The 18,092-nt window shown below is 68.9% G+C and carries 18 protein-coding genes and 1 tRNA gene; 12 read left to right on the forward strand and 7 right to left on the reverse strand.

Features of this window, described 5'->3' with window-relative positions:
- Positions 1-10: 10 nt before the first annotated feature.
- A complete protein-coding gene (gene ykgO / locus VHS75_RS02980; protein ID WP_111456358.1) occupies positions 11-136 on the reverse strand; it encodes a type B 50S ribosomal protein L36 in 126 nt (41 codons plus the stop codon).
- Between the two features lie 153 nt (positions 137-289).
- Between ykgO and VHS75_RS02985 the strand changes: the two genes are divergently transcribed.
- A complete protein-coding gene (locus VHS75_RS02985; RefSeq protein WP_329637117.1) occupies positions 290-1,702 on the forward strand; it encodes a lytic murein transglycosylase in 1,413 nt (470 codons plus the stop codon).
- A gap of 11 nt (positions 1,703-1,713) precedes the next feature.
- On the opposite strand, the gene VHS75_RS02990 is transcribed toward VHS75_RS02985, so the two are convergent.
- Positions 1,714-3,039, reverse strand: coding sequence for an MFS transporter (locus VHS75_RS02990; protein ID WP_329637118.1), 1,326 nt, complete (start codon positions 3,037-3,039; stop codon positions 1,714-1,716).
- Between the two features lie 109 nt (positions 3,040-3,148).
- On the opposite strand from VHS75_RS02990, the gene motA reads away from it, so the two are divergent.
- The 4 genes from motA to VHS75_RS03010 all read left to right on the forward strand — a co-directional run bounded on the left by motA (position 3,149) and on the right by VHS75_RS03010 (position 6,813).
- Positions 3,149-4,024: a flagellar motor stator protein MotA gene (motA, locus tag VHS75_RS02995; RefSeq protein ID WP_329637119.1), complete on the forward strand. Its 876-nt coding sequence runs from the start codon at positions 3,149-3,151 to the stop codon at positions 4,022-4,024.
- A 162-nt stretch (positions 4,025-4,186) separates the two neighbouring features.
- Positions 4,187-4,462: a hypothetical protein gene (locus VHS75_RS03000; protein WP_329637120.1), complete on the forward strand. Its 276-nt coding sequence runs from the start codon at positions 4,187-4,189 to the stop codon at positions 4,460-4,462.
- An 82-nt stretch (positions 4,463-4,544) separates the two neighbouring features.
- Positions 4,545-6,341, forward strand: coding sequence for a tRNA (5-methylaminomethyl-2-thiouridine)(34)-methyltransferase MnmD (gene mnmD, locus VHS75_RS03005; protein WP_329637121.1), 1,797 nt, complete (start codon positions 4,545-4,547; stop codon positions 6,339-6,341).
- A 61-nt stretch (positions 6,342-6,402) separates the two neighbouring features.
- Positions 6,403-6,813: a DUF6491 family protein gene (locus tag VHS75_RS03010; RefSeq protein ID WP_329637122.1), complete on the forward strand. Its 411-nt coding sequence runs from the start codon at positions 6,403-6,405 to the stop codon at positions 6,811-6,813.
- Here the strand turns inward: VHS75_RS03010 and VHS75_RS03015 are convergent.
- The 3 genes from VHS75_RS03015 to cpdR all read right to left on the reverse strand — a co-directional run bounded on the left by VHS75_RS03015 (position 6,810) and on the right by cpdR (position 8,174).
- Positions 6,810-7,586: a sterol desaturase family protein gene (locus tag VHS75_RS03015; protein ID WP_329637123.1), complete on the reverse strand. Its 777-nt coding sequence runs from the start codon at positions 7,584-7,586 to the stop codon at positions 6,810-6,812. The two genes, VHS75_RS03010 and VHS75_RS03015, sit on opposite strands and share 4 nt — an antisense overlap.
- Positions 7,587-7,668: 82 nt before the next feature.
- Positions 7,669-7,743, reverse strand: a tRNA-Val gene (locus VHS75_RS03020).
- A gap of 74 nt (positions 7,744-7,817) precedes the next feature.
- Positions 7,818-8,174 (reverse strand): cell cycle two-component system response regulator CpdR, encoded by a 357-nt coding sequence (gene cpdR, locus VHS75_RS03025; protein ID WP_329637124.1) that lies wholly within the window; start codon positions 8,172-8,174, stop codon positions 7,818-7,820.
- A gap of 120 nt (positions 8,175-8,294) precedes the next feature.
- On the opposite strand from cpdR, the gene VHS75_RS03030 reads away from it, so the two are divergent.
- The 4 genes from VHS75_RS03030 to trhA all read left to right on the forward strand — a co-directional run bounded on the left by VHS75_RS03030 (position 8,295) and on the right by trhA (position 14,124).
- Positions 8,295-9,200 carry an N-formylglutamate amidohydrolase gene (locus tag VHS75_RS03030; protein ID WP_329637125.1) on the forward strand — a complete coding sequence of 302 codons (906 nt, stop codon included), beginning with the start codon at positions 8,295-8,297 and terminating at the stop codon, positions 9,198-9,200.
- A gap of 20 nt (positions 9,201-9,220) precedes the next feature.
- Complete coding sequence (locus VHS75_RS03035) at positions 9,221-11,212, forward strand: tetratricopeptide repeat protein (protein ID WP_329637126.1); 1,992 nt, start codon at positions 9,221-9,223, stop codon at positions 11,210-11,212.
- 362 nt (positions 11,213-11,574) lie between these two features.
- Complete coding sequence (typA, locus tag VHS75_RS03040; protein WP_329637127.1) at positions 11,575-13,407, forward strand: translational GTPase TypA; 1,833 nt, start codon at positions 11,575-11,577, stop codon at positions 13,405-13,407.
- A gap of 45 nt (positions 13,408-13,452) precedes the next feature.
- Positions 13,453-14,124 (forward strand): PAQR family membrane homeostasis protein TrhA, encoded by a 672-nt coding sequence (trhA, locus tag VHS75_RS03045; RefSeq protein WP_329637128.1) that lies wholly within the window; start codon positions 13,453-13,455, stop codon positions 14,122-14,124.
- A gap of 106 nt (positions 14,125-14,230) precedes the next feature.
- Here trhA and VHS75_RS03050 read toward each other — a convergent pair whose 3' ends face one another.
- Positions 14,231-14,689 carry a GNAT family N-acetyltransferase gene (locus tag VHS75_RS03050; RefSeq protein ID WP_329637129.1) on the reverse strand — a complete coding sequence of 153 codons (459 nt, stop codon included), beginning with the start codon at positions 14,687-14,689 and terminating at the stop codon, positions 14,231-14,233.
- A 60-nt stretch (positions 14,690-14,749) separates the two neighbouring features.
- Here VHS75_RS03050 and VHS75_RS03055 point away from each other — a divergent pair, with 60 nt between their 5' ends.
- Positions 14,750-15,910, forward strand: coding sequence for an aminotransferase (locus VHS75_RS03055; RefSeq protein WP_329637130.1), 1,161 nt, complete (start codon positions 14,750-14,752; stop codon positions 15,908-15,910).
- A gap of 218 nt (positions 15,911-16,128) precedes the next feature.
- Here VHS75_RS03055 and VHS75_RS03060 read toward each other — a convergent pair whose 3' ends face one another.
- Entirely contained in the window at positions 16,129-16,893 is a 765-nt protein-coding gene (locus tag VHS75_RS03060) for a helix-turn-helix transcriptional regulator (RefSeq protein WP_329637131.1), read from the reverse strand.
- A gap of 77 nt (positions 16,894-16,970) precedes the next feature.
- Here VHS75_RS03060 and VHS75_RS03065 point away from each other — a divergent pair, with 77 nt between their 5' ends.
- A complete protein-coding gene (locus tag VHS75_RS03065; RefSeq protein WP_329637132.1) occupies positions 16,971-17,342 on the forward strand; it encodes a VOC family protein in 372 nt (123 codons plus the stop codon).
- Positions 17,339-18,010 carry an O-methyltransferase gene (locus tag VHS75_RS03070; RefSeq protein WP_329637133.1) on the forward strand — a complete coding sequence of 224 codons (672 nt, stop codon included), beginning with the start codon at positions 17,339-17,341 and terminating at the stop codon, positions 18,008-18,010. The genes VHS75_RS03065 and VHS75_RS03070 overlap by 4 nt, the downstream gene beginning before the upstream one ends.
- The last annotated feature ends 82 nt before the right edge of the window (positions 18,011-18,092 follow it).

Genomic DNA, 18,092 nt, shown 5'->3' on the forward strand with positions numbered 1-18,092 from the left:
CGGCGAGGCGTCAGCCCTGCTTGGCTTTGAAGCGCGGGTTCGTCTTGTTGATGATGTAGACGACGCCCTTGCGGCGCACGAGCTTGCAGTCCCGGTGACGGGTCTTGAGCGACTTAAGCGAGCTTCTGACCTTCATCGGACTTCTCGGGGACCTATCTCGGGCGCGGACGTTGGCGTCCGGGGGGTTTCACAAGAGCGCGCGGATATACGGAAAGGGTCTTGGGAAGTCAATGTCGCGGCGCCGCAGTTGTGATTGAGGCCGGACTCGACGCCCGCTAGACTCCCGACGATGCGCGCTCGCCACCTCACGCTCGTCGCCCTGGCCCTGCTGGCCGCCTGCGCGAGCCCGGCGGCCAAGCCGCCCTTGCCGGCCCGCCTGCCGGTGGCGCCGCCAGCCGCCAATCCGCCGTCTGCGCCACCGGAGGCCGCGCCGCCGGGAGCGCAGGCCCCAACTGTCGGTCCCGTGACGCCGCCGGCGGTGTCCGGCGACATGGTCTTCGACGCCTGGGCCGCGGAGTTCTACGTCAAGGCGGTGAAGGCGGGCATTCCGCGCGACGTGCTGGACCGGGAGATGGCCGGCGTGACGCCCGATCCGCGCGTCACCCAGCGCGACAGCCGCCAGCCCGAGTTCTCCCAGCCGATCTCCACCTACATCAAGGGCGCGGTGACCGAGGGTGCGGCGGCCAAGGGTGGGCATGAGCGGGCCGACGTGCCGCAACTGGCCGACATCGAGCAGCGCTTTGGCGTGCCGCGGGAAATCCTGATCGCCATCTGGGCGCGGGAAAGCGCTTTCGGGGCGATCCAGGGCGACTTCGACGTGGTGCGCTCTATGGCGTCCCTGGCCGCCCAGGGCCGCCGGCGTGATTGGGCGGAGGGCGAGCTGATCGCCGCACTCCGGATCATCGCCACCGGCCAGGCCAGCCGTGCGCAGCTGAAGGGATCCTGGGCCGGCGCCATGGGCCAGACCCAGTTCATCCCCTCGGCCTACCTCTCTACCGCCGTGGATGGCGATGGCGACGGCAAGCGCGACATCTGGAACTCGGCGGCCGATTCCCTGGCCTCGGCGGCGAACCTGCTGGCCAAGGGCGGCTGGACGCGCGGCCAGAGCTGGGCGCGGGAGGTCACCGCGCCCATAGACTTCGACTTCAGCATGACCGAGGGGCCGAAGCTGGCGCCGGACGCCTGGGCCGCGTTGGGCGTCGTGCGCGCCGATGGCCTGCCTTGGTCCGATGCGGACAAAACGGCTGAGGCGCAGCTGGTCGCGCCGGCCGGCGCCTCGGGGCCGCTCTTCCTCTTGTTCCCGAACCACTTCGTGATCCGCAAGTACAACAACTCGGTGGCCTATGCGCTCGCCGTCGGCCTGCTGGCCGACCGGATTGCCGGAGAGGCGTCTCTGGTCAGGCCCTGGCCGGCCGAGACGCCGCTGTCGCTTACGGACCGGATGACGGCGCAGCGGGCGCTGGCGGCGCTGGGCTTCAACGCCGGGCAGCCGGACGGGATCGTCGGCGCCGGCACCCGCACGGCGCTCCGGGCCTGGCAGAAGGCGCGCGGCCTGACGGCGGACGGCTACCTGTCGCTGGCCATGGTTCAGCGGTTGAAGACCGAGGCCGGGGCGACCGACCTGCCGGCGCTGCCCACTCCGGCGGCGCCGCCCACTCCGGCGGCTTCGCCCGCTCAGGCGGCCGAGACGCCCCCGACCTAGGTGTTGGCGACCTAGACGCCGCCTTCGTCGCTGCGCTCGATGGTGGCCATGGTCGTCTCTTCGCGGGTGACGGCGGCCGGGTCGGCGTTGCGCAGGGCCTTGTTGGCGAAGGCGTAGACCAGCAGGCCCAGCATCAGGACCATGTTGAGGAAGAAGGGCGCGGCGTGGTTGGCGCGGTAGAGCGCCATGAAGGCGGGCGCGAAGACCGCGTTGATGCCGTTCACCGCCGCGATGGCGCCAGCCACGCGGGCCTGGTCCTTCCAGCCCACCGCCAGGGAAGAGCCCGCGGTGAAGCCCGGCCGCGCGAAACCGAAGCCGAGGCTGGCCAGCGCATAGCCCGCGACCACCGTGTGATAGTCCGGCGCGATCGCCACTAGCAGGTTGCCGCCGGCCCCGCAGACCACGCCCCAACGCAAAAGCTGCTTGGGCGTCATCTCGAACATCCGGATCAAGCCCCACTGGGCGAGCAGGCCCGCGATGGCGCCGAAGGCCATGGCCATGGCGATGGAGTCCTTGGCCATCAGCGGCGAGACGCCCAGCTTGTCGATCACCAGGAAGCCGATGGTCTGCTGCTGGGCCGTCTGGCAGGTCGCGACCACGAAGCCGTAGAAGGCGAACGGCGCCACGCGCGGATCGCGCCACATGGGCAGCGCCTTCTCCACCGTCTGCTCGGCCGAGGCCTCGGCGGCCTCCTCTGGCGTCTCGGTGCGGCGCCTGCTCTCGGGCAGGAAACGCCAGACCACGAACAGCATCGCCGCGGCGATGGCCGCGAAGGTGAAGAGCGGCCCGGCCAGCCCGACCACCGGGTAGATGAAATAGGGCGCGAACCACGGCCCGAAGACGGTGCCCAGGCCAAAGGCCCCGGCCAGGCTCGCCATGGCCTGGGTGCGTTGATCGCGCGGCGTATGGTCGGCGACATAGGCCTGGTTGGCCGGATTGGAGGCCGCGCCGAACAGACCGAACAGCGAGCGGCCGAGCAGCAACAGGCCGAAGATCACCATGGGCGCGGCCATCTGGCGCAGGCCCGCGCTGACCACCGCGCCGCAGACGGTCATCGAGATCATGAAGCCCGACAGGCCGACCATCATCAGGGGCTTGCGGCCATAGCGATCCGAGGCTCGCGCCCAGAACGGCGAGGAGCAGGCCCACAGGATCGCCGACAGCGAGAAGATCGCCACCACCATCTCGTCGGGAATCTTCAGCGAGCGGCCGATCAGCGGCAGGACGGAGATCAGGCCGGTATTGCCGATCGCCGTCGCCACGGAGGAGCAGAAGATGATCGCGAAGGCGCGCTTGGGCAGGGTGCTCTGGGCGGAGCTGGCGAGGGCGTTGGCCATGGTCCGGGCTTAAGCATGGGTGCGCCGCAGCGCAAATCCCGGCCCCGATCACTGCCCATTAATGAATAACCGCGATGTTTCATCTTGGCGTCGCGGGAGGGAGAATCCCTTGTTCCAAATTATCGGCATCGTGGTGCTGTTCGGCTGCGTGTTCGGCAGCTTCATCATGTCCGGCGGCAATATTGCGGTCATCCTGGGAGCGCTGCCATTCGAGATGCTGACGATTGGCGGGGCCGGCGTAGCCGCCGTGCTGACCGCCAACTCCGTGGCTGTGCTCAAGGGCCTGGGCGGCGGCTTCGGCAAGGTCTTCAAGGGCCCGAGTTGGAAGTCCTCCGACTACCGCGACCTCCTGAGCCTGCTCTTCCTGCTGACCAAGACCATGAAATCCAAGGGCGTGATCGCCCTGGAGAGCCACATCGAAACGCCCAAGGAGAGTTCGATCTTCTCGCGCTATCCGAGGATCATGAAGGACCACTTCGCCATCGACTTCATCTGCGACACCCTGCGGATGATGACCATGAACCTGGAAGACCCGCACCAGGTCGAGGACGCGATGGAGACCCAGCTCGAGAAGCATCACCATGAGGCGCTGACCGCGCCCCACGCGCTCACCAACCTCGCCGACGCCCTGCCCGCCCTGGGCATCGTCGCCGCGGTGCTGGGGGTCATCAAGACCATGGGCGCGATCACCGAGCCGCCGGCCGTGCTGGGTGAGATGATCGGCTCGGCCCTGGTCGGCACCTTCCTGGGCGTGTTCCTGGCCTATGGCCTGGTGGGGCCCATGGCCACGCGCATGGCCGCGGTGATCGAGGAGGACGGCTCGTTCTACAAGATCATCCAGTCGGTGCTGGTGGCGCACCTGCACGGCAACGCCGCCCAGATCTCCGTCGAGATCGGCCGCGGCAGCGTGCCCTCCGGGAACCAGCCCAGCTTCCTGGAGCTGGAAGAGGCCCTATCGGCCATCCCGGCCGAAGGCGCCGCCTAAGGCCCGATCCCACGCCGGGCGAAACGGCCCGCCGGTCCCACCAAGTCGTCATCACGAGAACGTGAGGCCGGTGTCGCCGACTCGGCAAAGCAGCTCATAGTTGGCTCAAGCGCGGCTCTCGCGAGGCGCGCGCCGACGTGACGCTCTCGAGGACGCAAGCCCATGAACCCGCCCCTGCTCAGCAAGCTCCTGGTCGCCGGCGCCGCCGTCGCGGCCCTCTCGGTCGCCGCCTGCTCGCCCAAGACCCCCAAGGCCGAAGCCACGGCCACGCCGGCGTCCGGCGCCTCCGCGGCCGCCGCCGCTGAGGCGGCCCAGAGCGCGGCTGCGGCCGCCGCCGACGCCGCCGCTGACGCCAACAAGGCCGACGCCGCCGCCACGCCGCCGGCCGTGACCCCGCCGGCCGCGGACGCCCCGGCGACGCCGCCGCCGAAGAAGTAGGACCCCGTCCGGCGACGGACGCAGACGAGGGCCGTCCCGCGGGGCGGCCCTTTTTCGCGCCCGCCGCTATATCCTGCCCGCCATGGCCGATCCGCCCGCCAACAGCCCGCTCGACTGGAGCGACGACGGCCAGCCGCGCTCGCGGCTCTATGACGACGTCTATTTCTCCGCTGAGGACGGCCTGGCGGAGGCTCGCGCGGTGTTCCTGGATGGCTGCGGCCTGCCGCAGGCCTGGGCCGGGCGGAGCCGGTTTACCGTCGCCGAGCTGGGGTTCGGGACGGGGTTGAACGTCCTGGCGCTCATCGAACTCTGGGGTCGTACGCGACCGGCCCACGGGCGCCTGCACATCTTCTCGATCGAGGCCCATCCGATCACCGCCGAGGACGCCCGCCGCGCGCTGGCGCATTGGCCGGAGCTGGCCGGCCTGGCGGATCGCCTGACCGCCCGGTGGCCGGGTCAGGCGCGGGGCGGCCATCGGGTCGAGTTCGCCGACCTGGGCGTGATCCTCGACGTCGTCGTGGCGGACGTGGAGGCGGCCCTGGCCGGCTGGTCCGGCCGGGCGGACGCCTGGTTCCTCGACGGCTTCGCCCCGGCCCGCAATCCGGCCATGTGGCGAGACGAGATCCTGGCCCTGGTCGCCGCCCGCTCGGCGCCGGGGGCCGTGGCCGCCACCTTCACGGTCGCGGGCCAGGTGCGGCGTGGCCTGGCCGTCGCCGGCTTCGCGGTGGCCAAGGCGCCGGGTTTCGGGCGCAAGCGCGAACGGCTGACGGCGGAGTTGCCTGGGCGTGCGCCCTCAACGGTCGCCGCACGACGGGTGGCGATTGTCGGAGCCGGGATCGCCGGCGCCTCGGCGGCCCGCGCGGTGCGGGCCCTGGGCGGCGAGGCCCTGGTGTTCGACGCCGAAGGCGCCGGCGCCGGCGCCTCGGGCAATCCGGCCGCCCTGGTGACGCCGCGTCTCGACGCCGGCCTCGCCGAGCCCGCCCAGTTGTTCGCCCAGGCCTTCCGGCGCGCCATCGCGCTCTATGAGCAGCAGCCTGCGATCATCGTCAGTCGTGGCGCCCTGCAACTCGCCACCCAGCCCCGCGACGCCGCCCGTTTCGCCAAGGTCGCCGGCTCGGACCTCTTCGCGCCCGGCGCGCTGCGGATCCTGTCCGCCGAGGAAACCACCGCCCAACTCGGCGAGGACGCGCCCGAAGGCGTGGCGCACCGCGACGGCCTGGTGATCGAGCCCGCCGCCCTGCTGGCCGCCTGGGCGCCACAGGTCCGCCAGGTGGCGGTCGCGCGGATCGAGTGCGCCGGCGAGGGCTGGCGGCTGCTCGACGCGGACGGTGCGGTCCTGGCGCAGGCCGATGCGGTGATCGTAGCCGCCGGCCTGGCGTCCCTCGATCTGATCGAGGGCCTGCCGCTCAGCGCCGTGCGCGGCCAGGCGAGCTTCACTCAATTCGCCGACCCACCGCCGGCCGCGGCCTTTGGCGGCTATGCGATCCCCACACGCGGCGGGGTGCTGTTCGGCGCCACCAACGACCGGGACGATGTCGCCCGCGACGTCCGCGCCGAAGACCACGCCCGCAACCTCGCCGCCCTGGCGGAAGGCCTGCCGATGCTGGCCGCGCGGCTGGGCGGCAAGCCGTTGGAAGGCCGCGCCTCGATCCGCGTCGCCACGCCGGACTACCTGCCGGTGGCCGGCGCCGCGCCCAAGGCGGCCGCGGGTCTGTTCGTGCTGAGCGGCTTCAGCGCCCGGGGGTTTACCCTGGCCCCGCTGCTGGCCGAGCATGTGGCGGCCCTGGCCCTTCGCGCGCCTTCGCCGCTGCCGGAAACCCTGGCCGCGGCCGTCGAACCCGGCCGCTTCGCCCGGCGGGCCGCGCGACGGGGTTCCTAGGCAACCAAGCTTGACCTCTGTAGGTTGAGATGGGGGACGGTCTTTCGTGAGGATTCGACCGATGAAGACAGCCACCGCCATAGCCCTCGCCGCCGCCGCGTCGCTGACCCTGTCCGCCATAGCCGCCAACGCCCAGGACAAACCCACCAACAAGCCCGCCAGCAAGAACGAATGCTTCTGGTCGCGCAACGTCACCAGCTTCGCCGCGCCGGACGACCATACGGTCTACATCAAGGTCAACCTGCGCGACGTCTACCGACTGGACCTGATGGTCTCCTGCCCCGATGTCGACTGGAATCAACGGGTCGCGCTTGTCTCAAGCCGTGGCGCGGGTGGCAGTATCTGCGGCCCGCTGGACGCCGAGATCGTCAGCCACGCCCAGGGGTTGGGCCGTCAACGCTGCCCGGTGAAGGCCATGCGCAAGCTGACGCCGGAAGAGATCGCCGCGCTTCCGAAGCGGGCGAAGCCCTAGGGACCGACCGCCGTTCGCGCCTCGGTAACGGGCGGTGGCGCGCCCGGCTCGGGCAGGAACGGCCAGATGAGAGCCTGGACGAGGGTCTCCGGCCGGTGTTCGAGGCCGGTCGGCGGGAACACCGCGGCCGGCCGGTAGCTGCCCAGGATCACGTCGAAGATCGGGAACAGGGCGGCGAAGTTCGCGCCGTGGTGCGCCGGGTCGCTGGAGTGATGGGTGCGATGATAGGACGGCGAATTGAGCAGCCAACTCAGCCGCCCAAAGCTGACCCGCAGGTTCGCGTGGCTGAAATAGTTATAGACGGCGAGTACGCCATAGACCGCCAGGGTCGTGACCGAGGGACGGAACAGGATCGCGACCGCCGGCCAGATGGTCAGCGCCTTGATCACGCTATCGCCCCACCAGTGCCGGTCTGTCGTGGTGGCGTTCATGCAGGGGTCGGAATGGTGGAGCGAATGCATCCGCCAGAGGAACGGGACCGCGTGCTGGGCCCGGTGGAACATGTACTCGCCGAAGTCGCCGGCCAGGATATAGGCCGCGGTCGCCGCCAGAGGCGGCCAGGCCGGGCTCGTGATGGCGGGAACGCCCAGATGATCGGCGATCCTCACGACGGCCGCCGAGACCACCGGCGACAGAAAGACTGAAGGGATCATCCGGGCGACCAGGATCGCGATGTTGAGCAGGCGCTGGCTCGGGTCCCGGCGGGCCGGGAAACGGCCCTCGAGCAGCGTCAGCGCCGCCAGGGCGAACGCCATGAGGAGCAGTCCCTGCATCGGCCTCAAGTCCTCGCGACGGACACAGGCGCGCCCATCGCCCGCGAACGCGGACGACCTTGGCCGGCTGTCTGAAAGGGGATGGTGGACGTGACAGGGATCGAACCTGTGACCCCCTCGATGTCAACGAGGTGCTCTCCCGCTGAGCTACACGTCCTAACCGTCGTCTCGGGAAGGCGGGGATATACCGACGAGGCCCTTCCCACGCAAGCGCGAGAGGTGCGATGCATCTTAAGCCGCGATCATCCGCTCCACCTCGGAGACGATCTCGCGCAGGTGGATGGGCTTGGAGAGCACCTTGGCGCCGGCGGGCGCCTGGCTGCCGGCGGCCAGCGCCACGGCGGCGAAGCCGGTGATGAACATGATCCGCAGCTCCGGGTGCAGAGCGGCGGCCTGGCGGGCCACTTCAATGCCGTCCATGCCGGGCATGACGATGTCGGTGAGCAGCAGGTCCCAGTCCTGATCCAGGATCGCGGCGGCCTCGTCGCCATCGGCGCAGGCCACGACCTCATAGCCGGCCCTTTCCAGCGCGCGCGCCAGGAAGCCGCGGAGGCTGTCGTCGTCTTCGGCCAGGAGGATACGGGGCATAGGCACTCTTGCGGCGCGAGCGGTGAGGGATCGTCAGGGAACACTCAACATAGCTTCGGAACGGTAAAGGCGCGATGAAGCCTTTGACCCAACCCGAGGGTCAGCGTTCTATGTCGGGTAATGAACGCCTGGGAGCCCATCGCCGTCGAGGACACGCCCGCGGCCGGCGTGTTTGGCCTGCGCCGGGCGGCCCCTGACGGCCACGCGCCGCCCACGCCCCTGGTCTTCGCCTCGCCCCACTCGGGCCGCGACTACCCTGACGACATGATGGCGGCCACGACGCTCGACGCCCAGGCGATCCGCCGTTCCGAGGACGCCTTCGTCGACGACCTGATCGCCGGTGCGCCGGATCTGGGTGCGGCGACGCTGACCGCGCGCTTTGCCCGGGCCTACATCGACCTGAACCGCGAGGCCTTCGAGCTCGACCCGGGCATGTTCGAAGACGAACTGCCGGAATTCGCCCGCGCCCGGACCGCCCGCGTGGCCGCAGGCCTGGGCGCCATCGCCCGGGTGGTCTCCGAGGGGCAGGAAATCTATGCCCGCAAGCTCACCTTTTCCGAGGCCCGCGGCCGCATCGAGGGCGCGCACCGGCCCTACCACGCCGCGCTGGAGCGGCTGGTCGGCGAGGCGCACAAGGCGCACGGCTTCGCGATCCTGATCGACTGGCACTCCATGCCGGCCGCCGCGGCGCGGGCCGGCGGGCGCGACCGGCCCTGCGATATGGTGCTGGGCGACCGGTTCGGCGCGGCCTGCGCAGGGCTGCTCACCACCCGCGTCGAGCGTGAGTTGGAGGCCCTGGGCTACCGCGTGGCGCGCAACACGCCCTACGCCGGCGGCTACACCACCGAACATTACGGCCGCCCGTCGCGGCGCACCCACGCGCTGCAGATCGAGATCAACCGCGGGCTCTATCTCGACGAGGCGACACTCACGCCCACAGCGGGCTTCGAGCGGCTGAAGGGCGATCTGGAGCGCCTGACGAGCGTGCTCGCCGCCGCGGACTGGGCGAGCCTGAGGGCGAGCTGAGGCATTCGCGAGACGCGGGCATGACCGGCAACTTACGAGACGACGCGGCGTCGAAGGCTGACGACTGGCAAAACCTTGGCGTTGCGCACTATCGCGCAGGCCGTTTTCCGGAGGCCGAAGCCGCGATGCGCGCGGCGCTCACCTACGCTCCCGGGCGCCTGAACGCACTCGTCGGCATGGGAGCGATTTTGCGCGCGCAACGCCGTCTCGTAGAAGCGCTGGAGTTCCTGGATGCCGCGAGGGCTGTCGATCCCGATGCGCCGCAGGTTGCGATCAACCGCGCCAACGTTCTGAATGACCTGCAGCGATGGGACGCCGCTCTGGAGGCGGCCGACCGCGCGCTGATCGACTTGCCTGACCACTCATTCGCGAACAATGCCCGTGGTAACGCCCTGGCCGGACTTGGGCGATTCGCTGAGGCGCTGGAAAACTTCCAGGAAGCCGTGCGGCTCGCGCCGGACAATATGGTCGCTCGGTACAACTGCGCGACAATGCTCCTCCGCCTCGATCGAGCGGACGAAGCCTTGGCCATCTATGACGCGACCACTGCGGCAACGCCCAAGGCAGCCAAGGCGTGGGCCGATCGTGGCCATCTATTGATGCAGCAACGCCGGTGGGCCAAAGCCGTGGCAGACTATGACCGCGCCTTCGATCTCGACCCCAACCTGCCCAACTTGGCGGGTCAGCGCCTTCACGCCCGAATGAAGCTCTGCGATTGGCGCGACTTCGACTCCGCCGTCGCCGACCTTGGTCTTCGGATCGACGCGGGCAAGCCTGCGAGTTTGCCTTTCAGTGTCATCGCAGCGGCACTCTCGCCCCGCCAGCAATTGCGCTGCGCTACGGTCTATTCGGCCCGGACCTTCGCTGCACAGCCGCGGCCTGCCGCCGCTCCACCCGGCCGCCGCATCCGGATCGGGTATTTCTCGGCGGATTTTCACGAGCACGCGACCGCCCATCTGATGGCGGAAATGGTCGAGTTGCACGATCGGCAGTCGTTCGACGTGGCGGCGCTTTCATTTGGCCCGCCAAGCGACGGCCCAATGCGCAGCCGACTGAAGGCGGCCTGCGAACGCTTCTACGATGTGGAGCACCTGACGCCCGCGGCAATCAGCGAGGTCTCGCGTGGCTTGCCGCTGGACATCGCCGTCGATCTCAAGGGCTTCACCACCCTGTCGCGCCCCAAGATTTTCGCCGCCGGCGTCGCGCCGATCCAGGTGAGTTTCCTGGGCTATCCGATGACCACGGGCGCACCCTTCATCGACTACCTGATCGCCGACCGCACCCTGATCGCCGCGGACGAGCGGGAGTTCTATTCCGAAAAGATCGCCTGGTTGCCGGGCTGCTACCAGCCAAATGACCGCAAACGCCCTATCGCCGGAGAGACTGGCGTCCGCGCCGACCACGGCCTGCCCGACGAGGCATTCGTCTTCGCCAGCTTCAACAACGCCTACAAGATCACGCCCAGCATGTTCGGGCTGTGGATGGACCTGTTGCGTGCTGTTCCCGGCTCGGTGCTGTGGTTGCTGCAGGCCGAAGCCACGGCGATGAGTAATCTCACGGCGGCGGCGGAGCAGGTCGAGGTTGATCCCGGCCGATTGGTGTTCGCCCCGCTTCGCCCGCTCGACCAGCACCTGGCGCGGATCGGCCATGCCGATCTCTTCCTCGACACCTCGCCCTGCTGCGCCCACACCACCGCCAGCGACTCGTTGTGGGCCGGGCTGCCGCTTTTGACGCTGAAGGGCGAGACCTTCGCCGGGCGGGTCGCCGCCAGCCTGCTGACCTCCGTCGGCTTGCCGGAACTGATCGTGGAGGACACGACCGCCTACCGCGACATGGCCCTGGTCTTGGCCCGCAACCCCAAGCGTCTGGCCGACCTGCGCGCGCGATTGGCCAGGGCTCGCGGCGCGTCAGCCCTGTTCGACACCCCGACCTATGTGCGCGGTCTCGAGGACCTCTATCGGGCCATGCACGATCGCCGGCTGGCGGGCCTGGCGCCCGCCCATCTGCCCTAGCGCTGCGCTGCAGCCCAAAAAAAAGCCGCGCCCGAAGGCGCGGCAGTTCATAGGGAGGAAACGCCCAGGAAGGGCAGAGGCGGCAAGGCCGCCTCACGAATTCAATGTACGGTGCGATGCACAACGACGCAAGCGGGTGCGACAAAAAACCTGCATTTTCATGACTGTGACATGAGAAACCCTAGGCTTTTCCGGACCTTGCGCGACGCCGCGTAAACCCCATTTAGTTTGCACCGCACAACAGCCTGGCTATTGTCGGCTTGACGGGCGAGCGCCGACCCCAACTCCAAGCTGGCGGTTGCGCCTTCTCTCCCCTACAAGCGCGCCTTCCTCGCTCCCCCGAGACTGTCGTCAAGAATCCCATGTCGCTCCGCAACATCGCCATCATCGCCCACGTCGACCACGGCAAGACCACGCTCGTCGACGCATTGCTCGCCCAGTCCGGCGTGTTCCGCGCCAACGAAGCCCATGCCGAACGGGCCATGGACTCCAACGACCAGGAGCGCGAGCGCGGGATCACCATCCTGGCCAAGTGCACCTCCGTGCTCTGGCATGGCGAGGCCGGCGACACGCGGATCAACATCATCGACACCCCTGGCCACGCCGATTTCGGCGGCGAGGTGGAGCGGATCCTAGGCATGGTGGACGGCTGCGTAATCCTGGTGGACGCGGAAGAGGGCGTCATGCCCCAGACCAAGTTCGTGCTGGGCAAGGCGCTGAAGATGGGTCTGCGGCCCATCCTCTGCCTGAACAAGGTCGATCGGCCCCACGCCGACCCCGACCGGATCCTGAACGACGTCTTCGACCTGTTCGCCGCCATGGGCGCGACGGACGAGCAGCTGGACTTCCCGCACATCTATGCGTCCGGCAAGAACGGCTGGGCCACCCTCGACATGGCCAAGCCCAACGACAACCTGGCCCCGCTGTTCGATCTCATCGTCCGCCATGTGCCGGAGCCGAAGGTCGTGGCGAACAAGGACAAGCCGTTCCAGATCCTCTCGGTCCTGATCGAGAACGACCCCTTCCTGGGCCGCCTGCTGACCGGCCGCATCGAGAGCGGCAAGGCGACGCCTGGCCTGGCGATCCACGCCCTGCACCTCGACGGCAAGGAGATCGAGCGCGGCCGCATCACCAAGGTCCTGGCCTTCCGCGGCCTGAAACGCCAGCCGATCGAGGACGCCGAGGCCGGCGACATCGTGGCCATCGCGGGTCTCTCCAAGGCGACCGTGGCCGACACCCTGTGCGCCATGGACGTGACCGACGCCCTGCCGGCCCAGCCCATCGACCCGCCGACCATCTCCATGACCGTCAGCGTCAACGACAGCCCCCTGGCCGGCCGCGAAGGCGACAAGGTGCAGAGCCGCGTTATCGCCGCGCGCCTGTTGAAGGAAGCCGAGTCCAATGTGGCCATCCGGGTGACCGAAACCTCGGAGAAGGACGCCTATGAAGTCGCCGGCCGCGGCGAACTGCAGCTCGGCGTGCTGATCGAAAGCATGCGCCGCGAGGGCTTCGAGCTCTCCATCAGCCGCCCGCGGGTGGTGTTCCAGACCGATCCGGAGACCGGCGAGCGCCTGGAGCCGATCGAGGACGTCATGATCGACGTCGACGACGAATACACCGGCATCGTCATCGAGAAGCTCTCAGCCCGCAAAGCCGAGCTGAAGGACATGGGCCCCTCAGGCGCGGGCAAGACCCGCCTGTCGCTGATGAGCCCTTCGCGCTCGCTGATCGGCTACCAGGGCGAGTTCCTGACCGACACCCGCGGCTCCGGCGTGCTGAACCGGGTGTTCAGCCACTACGAGCCCTACAAGGGCGCCATCGACGCCGGCCGCAAGGGCGTGCTGGTCTCCAACTCCGACGGCGAGACCACCGCCTTCGCCCTTTGGAACCTGGAAGACCGTGGGACCATGTTCGTCGGCGGCGGCGAGAAGACCTACGAGGGCATGATCATCGGCGAGAACTCGCGCCAGGACGACCTGGACGTCAATCCGATGAAGGCCAAGCAGCTCACCAACATCCGGTCCGCCGGCAAGGACGAGGCCGTGCGCCTGATCCCGCCGCGCCGCCCGACCCTCGAGCAGGCCATCGCCTATATCGAGGAGGACGAGCTGGTGGAGGTGACGCCGAAGTCGATCCGCCTGCGCAAGCGGGTGCTGAACCCGAGCTTCCGCAAGAAGCGCGTCAAGGAAGACTAGAAGTCGGGCGCGGGGCGTGAGACGCCTATATGAGGGAGATCAGCCATGACCCTCACCGGCCCGTCCAAACCGCCCCGCCACTATCCGACACCGGCCGCGAAGTGCGCTGACCTGGTGGTGCATGTGGTCGGGCTGACGCTGGCGCTGGTGGGCGGCATCGTCCTCCTGGCGCTGGCCGTCCGCGCCGGATCGATCACCCAGGTGGTCGGCGTCTCGATCTACGCCGCGGGCGTCCTGGCCATGTTGGGGTTCTCCACGGCCTACAATTTCGCCAAGGCCAAGTATCGGCCCGTGCTGCGCCGGCTCGACCACGCCGGCATCTTCCTGATGATCGCCGGCTCTTACACGCCCTTCACCATCCACAACCTGACCGGCGGCTGGGCCTGGGGCATGACGGCGGCCATCTGGTCGCTCGCGGCCTTCGGCGCGCTGGGTAAGATCTTCTGGATCAACATGGACCGCCGCATCGGCGTCGGCGTCTATCTGGCGCTGGGCTGGCTGGTGGTGGTGGCGCTGAAGCCGATGATCGACAGCGTCTACTGGGTGGCCCTGCTGCTGCTGCTGGCCGGTGGAGTCCTCTATTCGACGGGCGTGATCTTCTATGTGAACAAGCGCCTGAAGTTCTCCCGCGCGATCTGGCACGGCCATGTGGTGGCCGCCGCCGCCGCCCACTGGACCGCCGTCCTGCTGGGCGTCGTCCTCTTCAGCCGCAGCTAGAGCCCTTCCCACTCAGGTTGAATCAACCTGAGTGGGCAAGAAGGGTTCCAGATATAGGCGACGACCCTGTTCCGGCTGACTTGATCCAAGTCAGCCGGAACAGGGTCTAGGCGTAGACCCGCTCCATCCAGGTGTCGCCGCGGACGTAGTCGTTGCGCGCCGGTGGTCCGATGTCGGTGAAGCCCATCGCCCGGTAGAGCCCCAGCGCCGGCGCCAGGCTGGAATTGGTTTCCAGATAGAGCCGGCGGACGCCATCCTCGGCGCCGGCGTCGATACAGCGCTGCATCAGCATCCGTCCCAGGCCGGAGCCTCGTAGGGTCTCCGACACCGTCATCTTGGCGACCTCATAGCCGCCGTCGTCCATGGGGATCAGGGCTACGCAGCCCACCGCCTCGCCCTCATGCAGGGCCACGAAGATGCGCCCGCCGGCGTCGACGATCTTGCGTTGAGGGTCGCCCAGCACCTCGCGGTCCTTGGCCTCGATGGCGAAGTACTTCGAGATCCAGGCCTCATTGAGGATGCGGAACGCCTCGGCGTGGCTGGGCTCGAACTCGACGATCTGCATGGACGTGGACGCTCCGGTCGGGTCATGAAGGCAAAGCTCCACCTCCAGCCCGATGATCTAATGGCCAACCCGATCTACTCAAGCCTGCCGATGACCGTCTTCGAGGAGATGTCGGGTCTCGCCAGGACCTTGGGCGCCATCAACCTCGGCCAGGGCTTTCCCGACGATCCGGGGCCGGAGGCGATCCGCGCCAAGGCCGCGGACGCCATCCTGAACGGCTACAACCAGTATCCGCCCATGGCTGGGCTGCCGGAGCTGCGCCAGGCGGTGGCCGGCCACTACGCCCGCACCCAGGGTCTCGACCTCGATCCTGCGACCGAGATCACCATCACCTCCGGCGCGACCGAAGCCCTGGCGGCGGCCGTCTTCGCCCTGATCGAGCAGGGCGACGAGGTGATCGTCTTCCAGCCGCTCTACGACGCCTATCTGCCGCTGATCCGCCGGGCCGGCGGCGCGCCCAAGCTGGTCAGCCTGGCGCCGCCGCGCTGGCGCTTCGACCGGGCGATGCTGGAGGCGGCGTTCAGCGACGCGACGAAATATGTGGTGCTGAACAACCCCAACAATCCGGCCGGCGTGGTCTTGCCGGACGAGGACCTGGCCCTGCTGGCCGAGCTTTGCGTCAGGCACGACGTCATCGCCATCTGCGACGAGGTCTGGGAGCAGGTGGTGTTCGGCAATGCGAAGCACCGGCCGCTGATCGCCTTTCCGGGCATGCGCGAGCGCTGCGTGAAGATCGGCTCGGCCGGCAAGATGTTCGGTCTGACCGGCTGGAAGGTAGGGTTCATGTGCGCCGCGCCGGCGCTGACCTACAGCCTCGCCAGCGCCCACCAGTTCCTGACCTTCACCACCCCGCCGAACCTGCAGACCGCCGTGGCCTGGGGCCTCGACAATTCCGAGGACTGGTTCCGCCAGATGCCGCGCGACCTGCAGCGCTCCCGCGACCGATTGAGCGAGGGGCTGAAGCGCGAGGGTTTCGCCGTCCTGCCGACGCAGGGCACCTACTTCCTGAACCTCGACCTGGCCGCCTCCGGCGTGTCGGCCGGCGACCGCGAATTCTGCCTGCGGGCGGTCAAGGAGGCGGGCGTCGCCGCGATCCCCATCTCGGCGCTCTACGAGGAAGAGCCGGTGAGCCACATCGTGCGCCTGTGCTTCTCCAAGCGCGATGAGACCCTGGACAGCGGGATCGCGCGGCTGGCCAAGGCGCGGGACCTATTCGTATAGGTCCGCTCGTCCACGCTGGAAACCGATAGCTGTCCGGAAAGCCGAGGCCCCTGACCCGAGATGTTGCGATGGCAGGGAGAGTCGCATGCGCCCTCTGCCATCCTTTCACTTGTCAAAGAGCCACCGTTCTCGTTATGTTCGCGATAGGCTTGGCGCGGCCAAAAGTCGAGAATTCGAAGGGTGATCGCCGACTCGGGGCCGCTTGCTGGGAGGGGCGACTAGGGCGTTCGGGTCCGGTAGCGCGCCGGGGTGACGCCGAAGGTCTTCTTGAAGGCGGCGATGAAGGCGCTGGCGCTCTGATAGCCGGCGTCGAGCGCGGCTTCGGTGACCGGCGCGCCGGCGCTGAGCGACACCACCGCCTGCTGCATCCGCGCCCGGCCGCGCCAGGCCTCCAACGAGAGCCCGGTTTCGGCCTGGAAGAGGCGCTGCAGGGTGCGCAAGGAGGCGCCGGAGCCGCGGGCCATCTCCGACAGCGACGCCTCGGCGGCGGGATCGGCCAGCAGGCGCTCGGCGAAGCCCGCTGCGCGCGGGTCGCTGGGCAGGGGCAACTCCAGCGGCGCGGTCTCGGCGGCGGCCAGCAGCTCGACTAGCAACGCCTCGATCCGCTCGTGGGCCGGATTGCCGGCCTGCAGCATGCCGATGCGGACGATGTGCAGGATCAGTTCGCGCAACAGCGGCTGCACCTCGATCGCTCGGCAGGCGGACAGCCCGGGCGCCTCGCCGGACGGCGCAAGGTAGAGCGTCCGCATGGCCACGGCGCCGCGCATCGCGATTTCGTGCGGCGTCCCGCCTGGCACCCATATCGCCCGGGTTGGCGGGGTCAGCCAGGTTGCGCCCGGCGTCGCCACCCGCATGACCCCGCTGACCGCATAGACCAGCTGCGCCCAGGGATGGGTGTGGCGATCCAGCACATGGCCATCACGATAGGTCCCGGCCAACCCACGCACCGGAAAGCCGTCGGGATCTCGAGCCGTTTGGCGCACCAGCGACATAATTCGTCAGACTAGCGCAAGTACGCCGTCCCGCCAGAGGTCTAGCTTGGGCAGGCAGGAGGACAGTCATGCCCGCCACCTTCCGCCACTTCGCGATCAACGCGACCGACGTGCCCCGCGCCAAGGCCTTCTACGAGACCGTCTTCGGCTGGAGTTTCACGCCCTGGGGGCCGCCCGGCTTCTACCAGACCCGCAGCGCCGGCGAGGGCTTCCTGGGCGCGCTGCAGGGCCGGCGCGACATCGGCGGCCACGTCATGCCGGGCGTCGAGGTGAGCTACGGCGTCGAGGACATCAAGGCCACCATCGCCGCCATCGAGGCGCACGGCGGCAAGGTGATCATGCAGCCCTTCCGCATCGATGGCGTCGGCGAGCTGATCTTCTTCCAGGACACCGAGGGCAATATCGCCGGCGCCATGCAGTACGAGACCGACCAGTGGTGAGCGGGGTCCTGGGCGATCCGAAGCTGCAGGCGATCGTCGACCGGCTGCAGGCGCAAAGCGTGGCGCAGGAGCCGGTCACCGGCGCCTATTTCGCCGAGCGTATCAAGGCGGGCGACCTGAGCTGGGAAGGCTTTGACGCCCGCCTGACCGAATTTATGGCCGACAAGCTGGTGGCGCTGGAGCCAGTCAAGGCCGAGTTCTGCCACCTACTGTGCCGCAGCTTGCGGGCAAGGCGGGTGGTCGAGGTCGGCACCTCCTTCGGCGTCTCGACGCTCCATCTCGCCGCAGCGGTGCGGGCGAACGGCGGCGGCACGGTGATCGGGACCGAGCACGAACCGGCCAAGGCCGCGGCGGCGCGGGCCCATTTCGCGGAGGCGGGCTTGGCCGGGTTCATCGACCTGCGGGAAGGCGACCTGCGCGAAACGCTGAAGGTCATCGAAGGGCCCGTCGACTTCGTCCTGATGGACATCTGGACCGAGATGGCCCGGCCGGCGATGGAACTGATCACGCCGCACCTGCGGCCCGGCGCCGTGGTCATCGCCGACAACACCGTCCAGTCGGCGCGGGGGTACGAACGCTTCTTCGAGTTCGTGCGCGATCCCGCGAACGGCTTAGCCGCCATGACCTTGCCGTTCGAGGGTGGGCTGGAGATGGTGGTGAAAGGGTAGCGCTACCTCCCCCATCGCGGCAGCGATGGCGGGAGGGGGACCGCTCGCCGACCCCGGCGAAGGCCGGGGAAAGAGCGAGTGG

The organism is Phenylobacterium sp., from assembly GCF_036264965.1.
GTDB lineage: Bacteria > Pseudomonadota > Alphaproteobacteria > Caulobacterales > Caulobacteraceae > Phenylobacterium.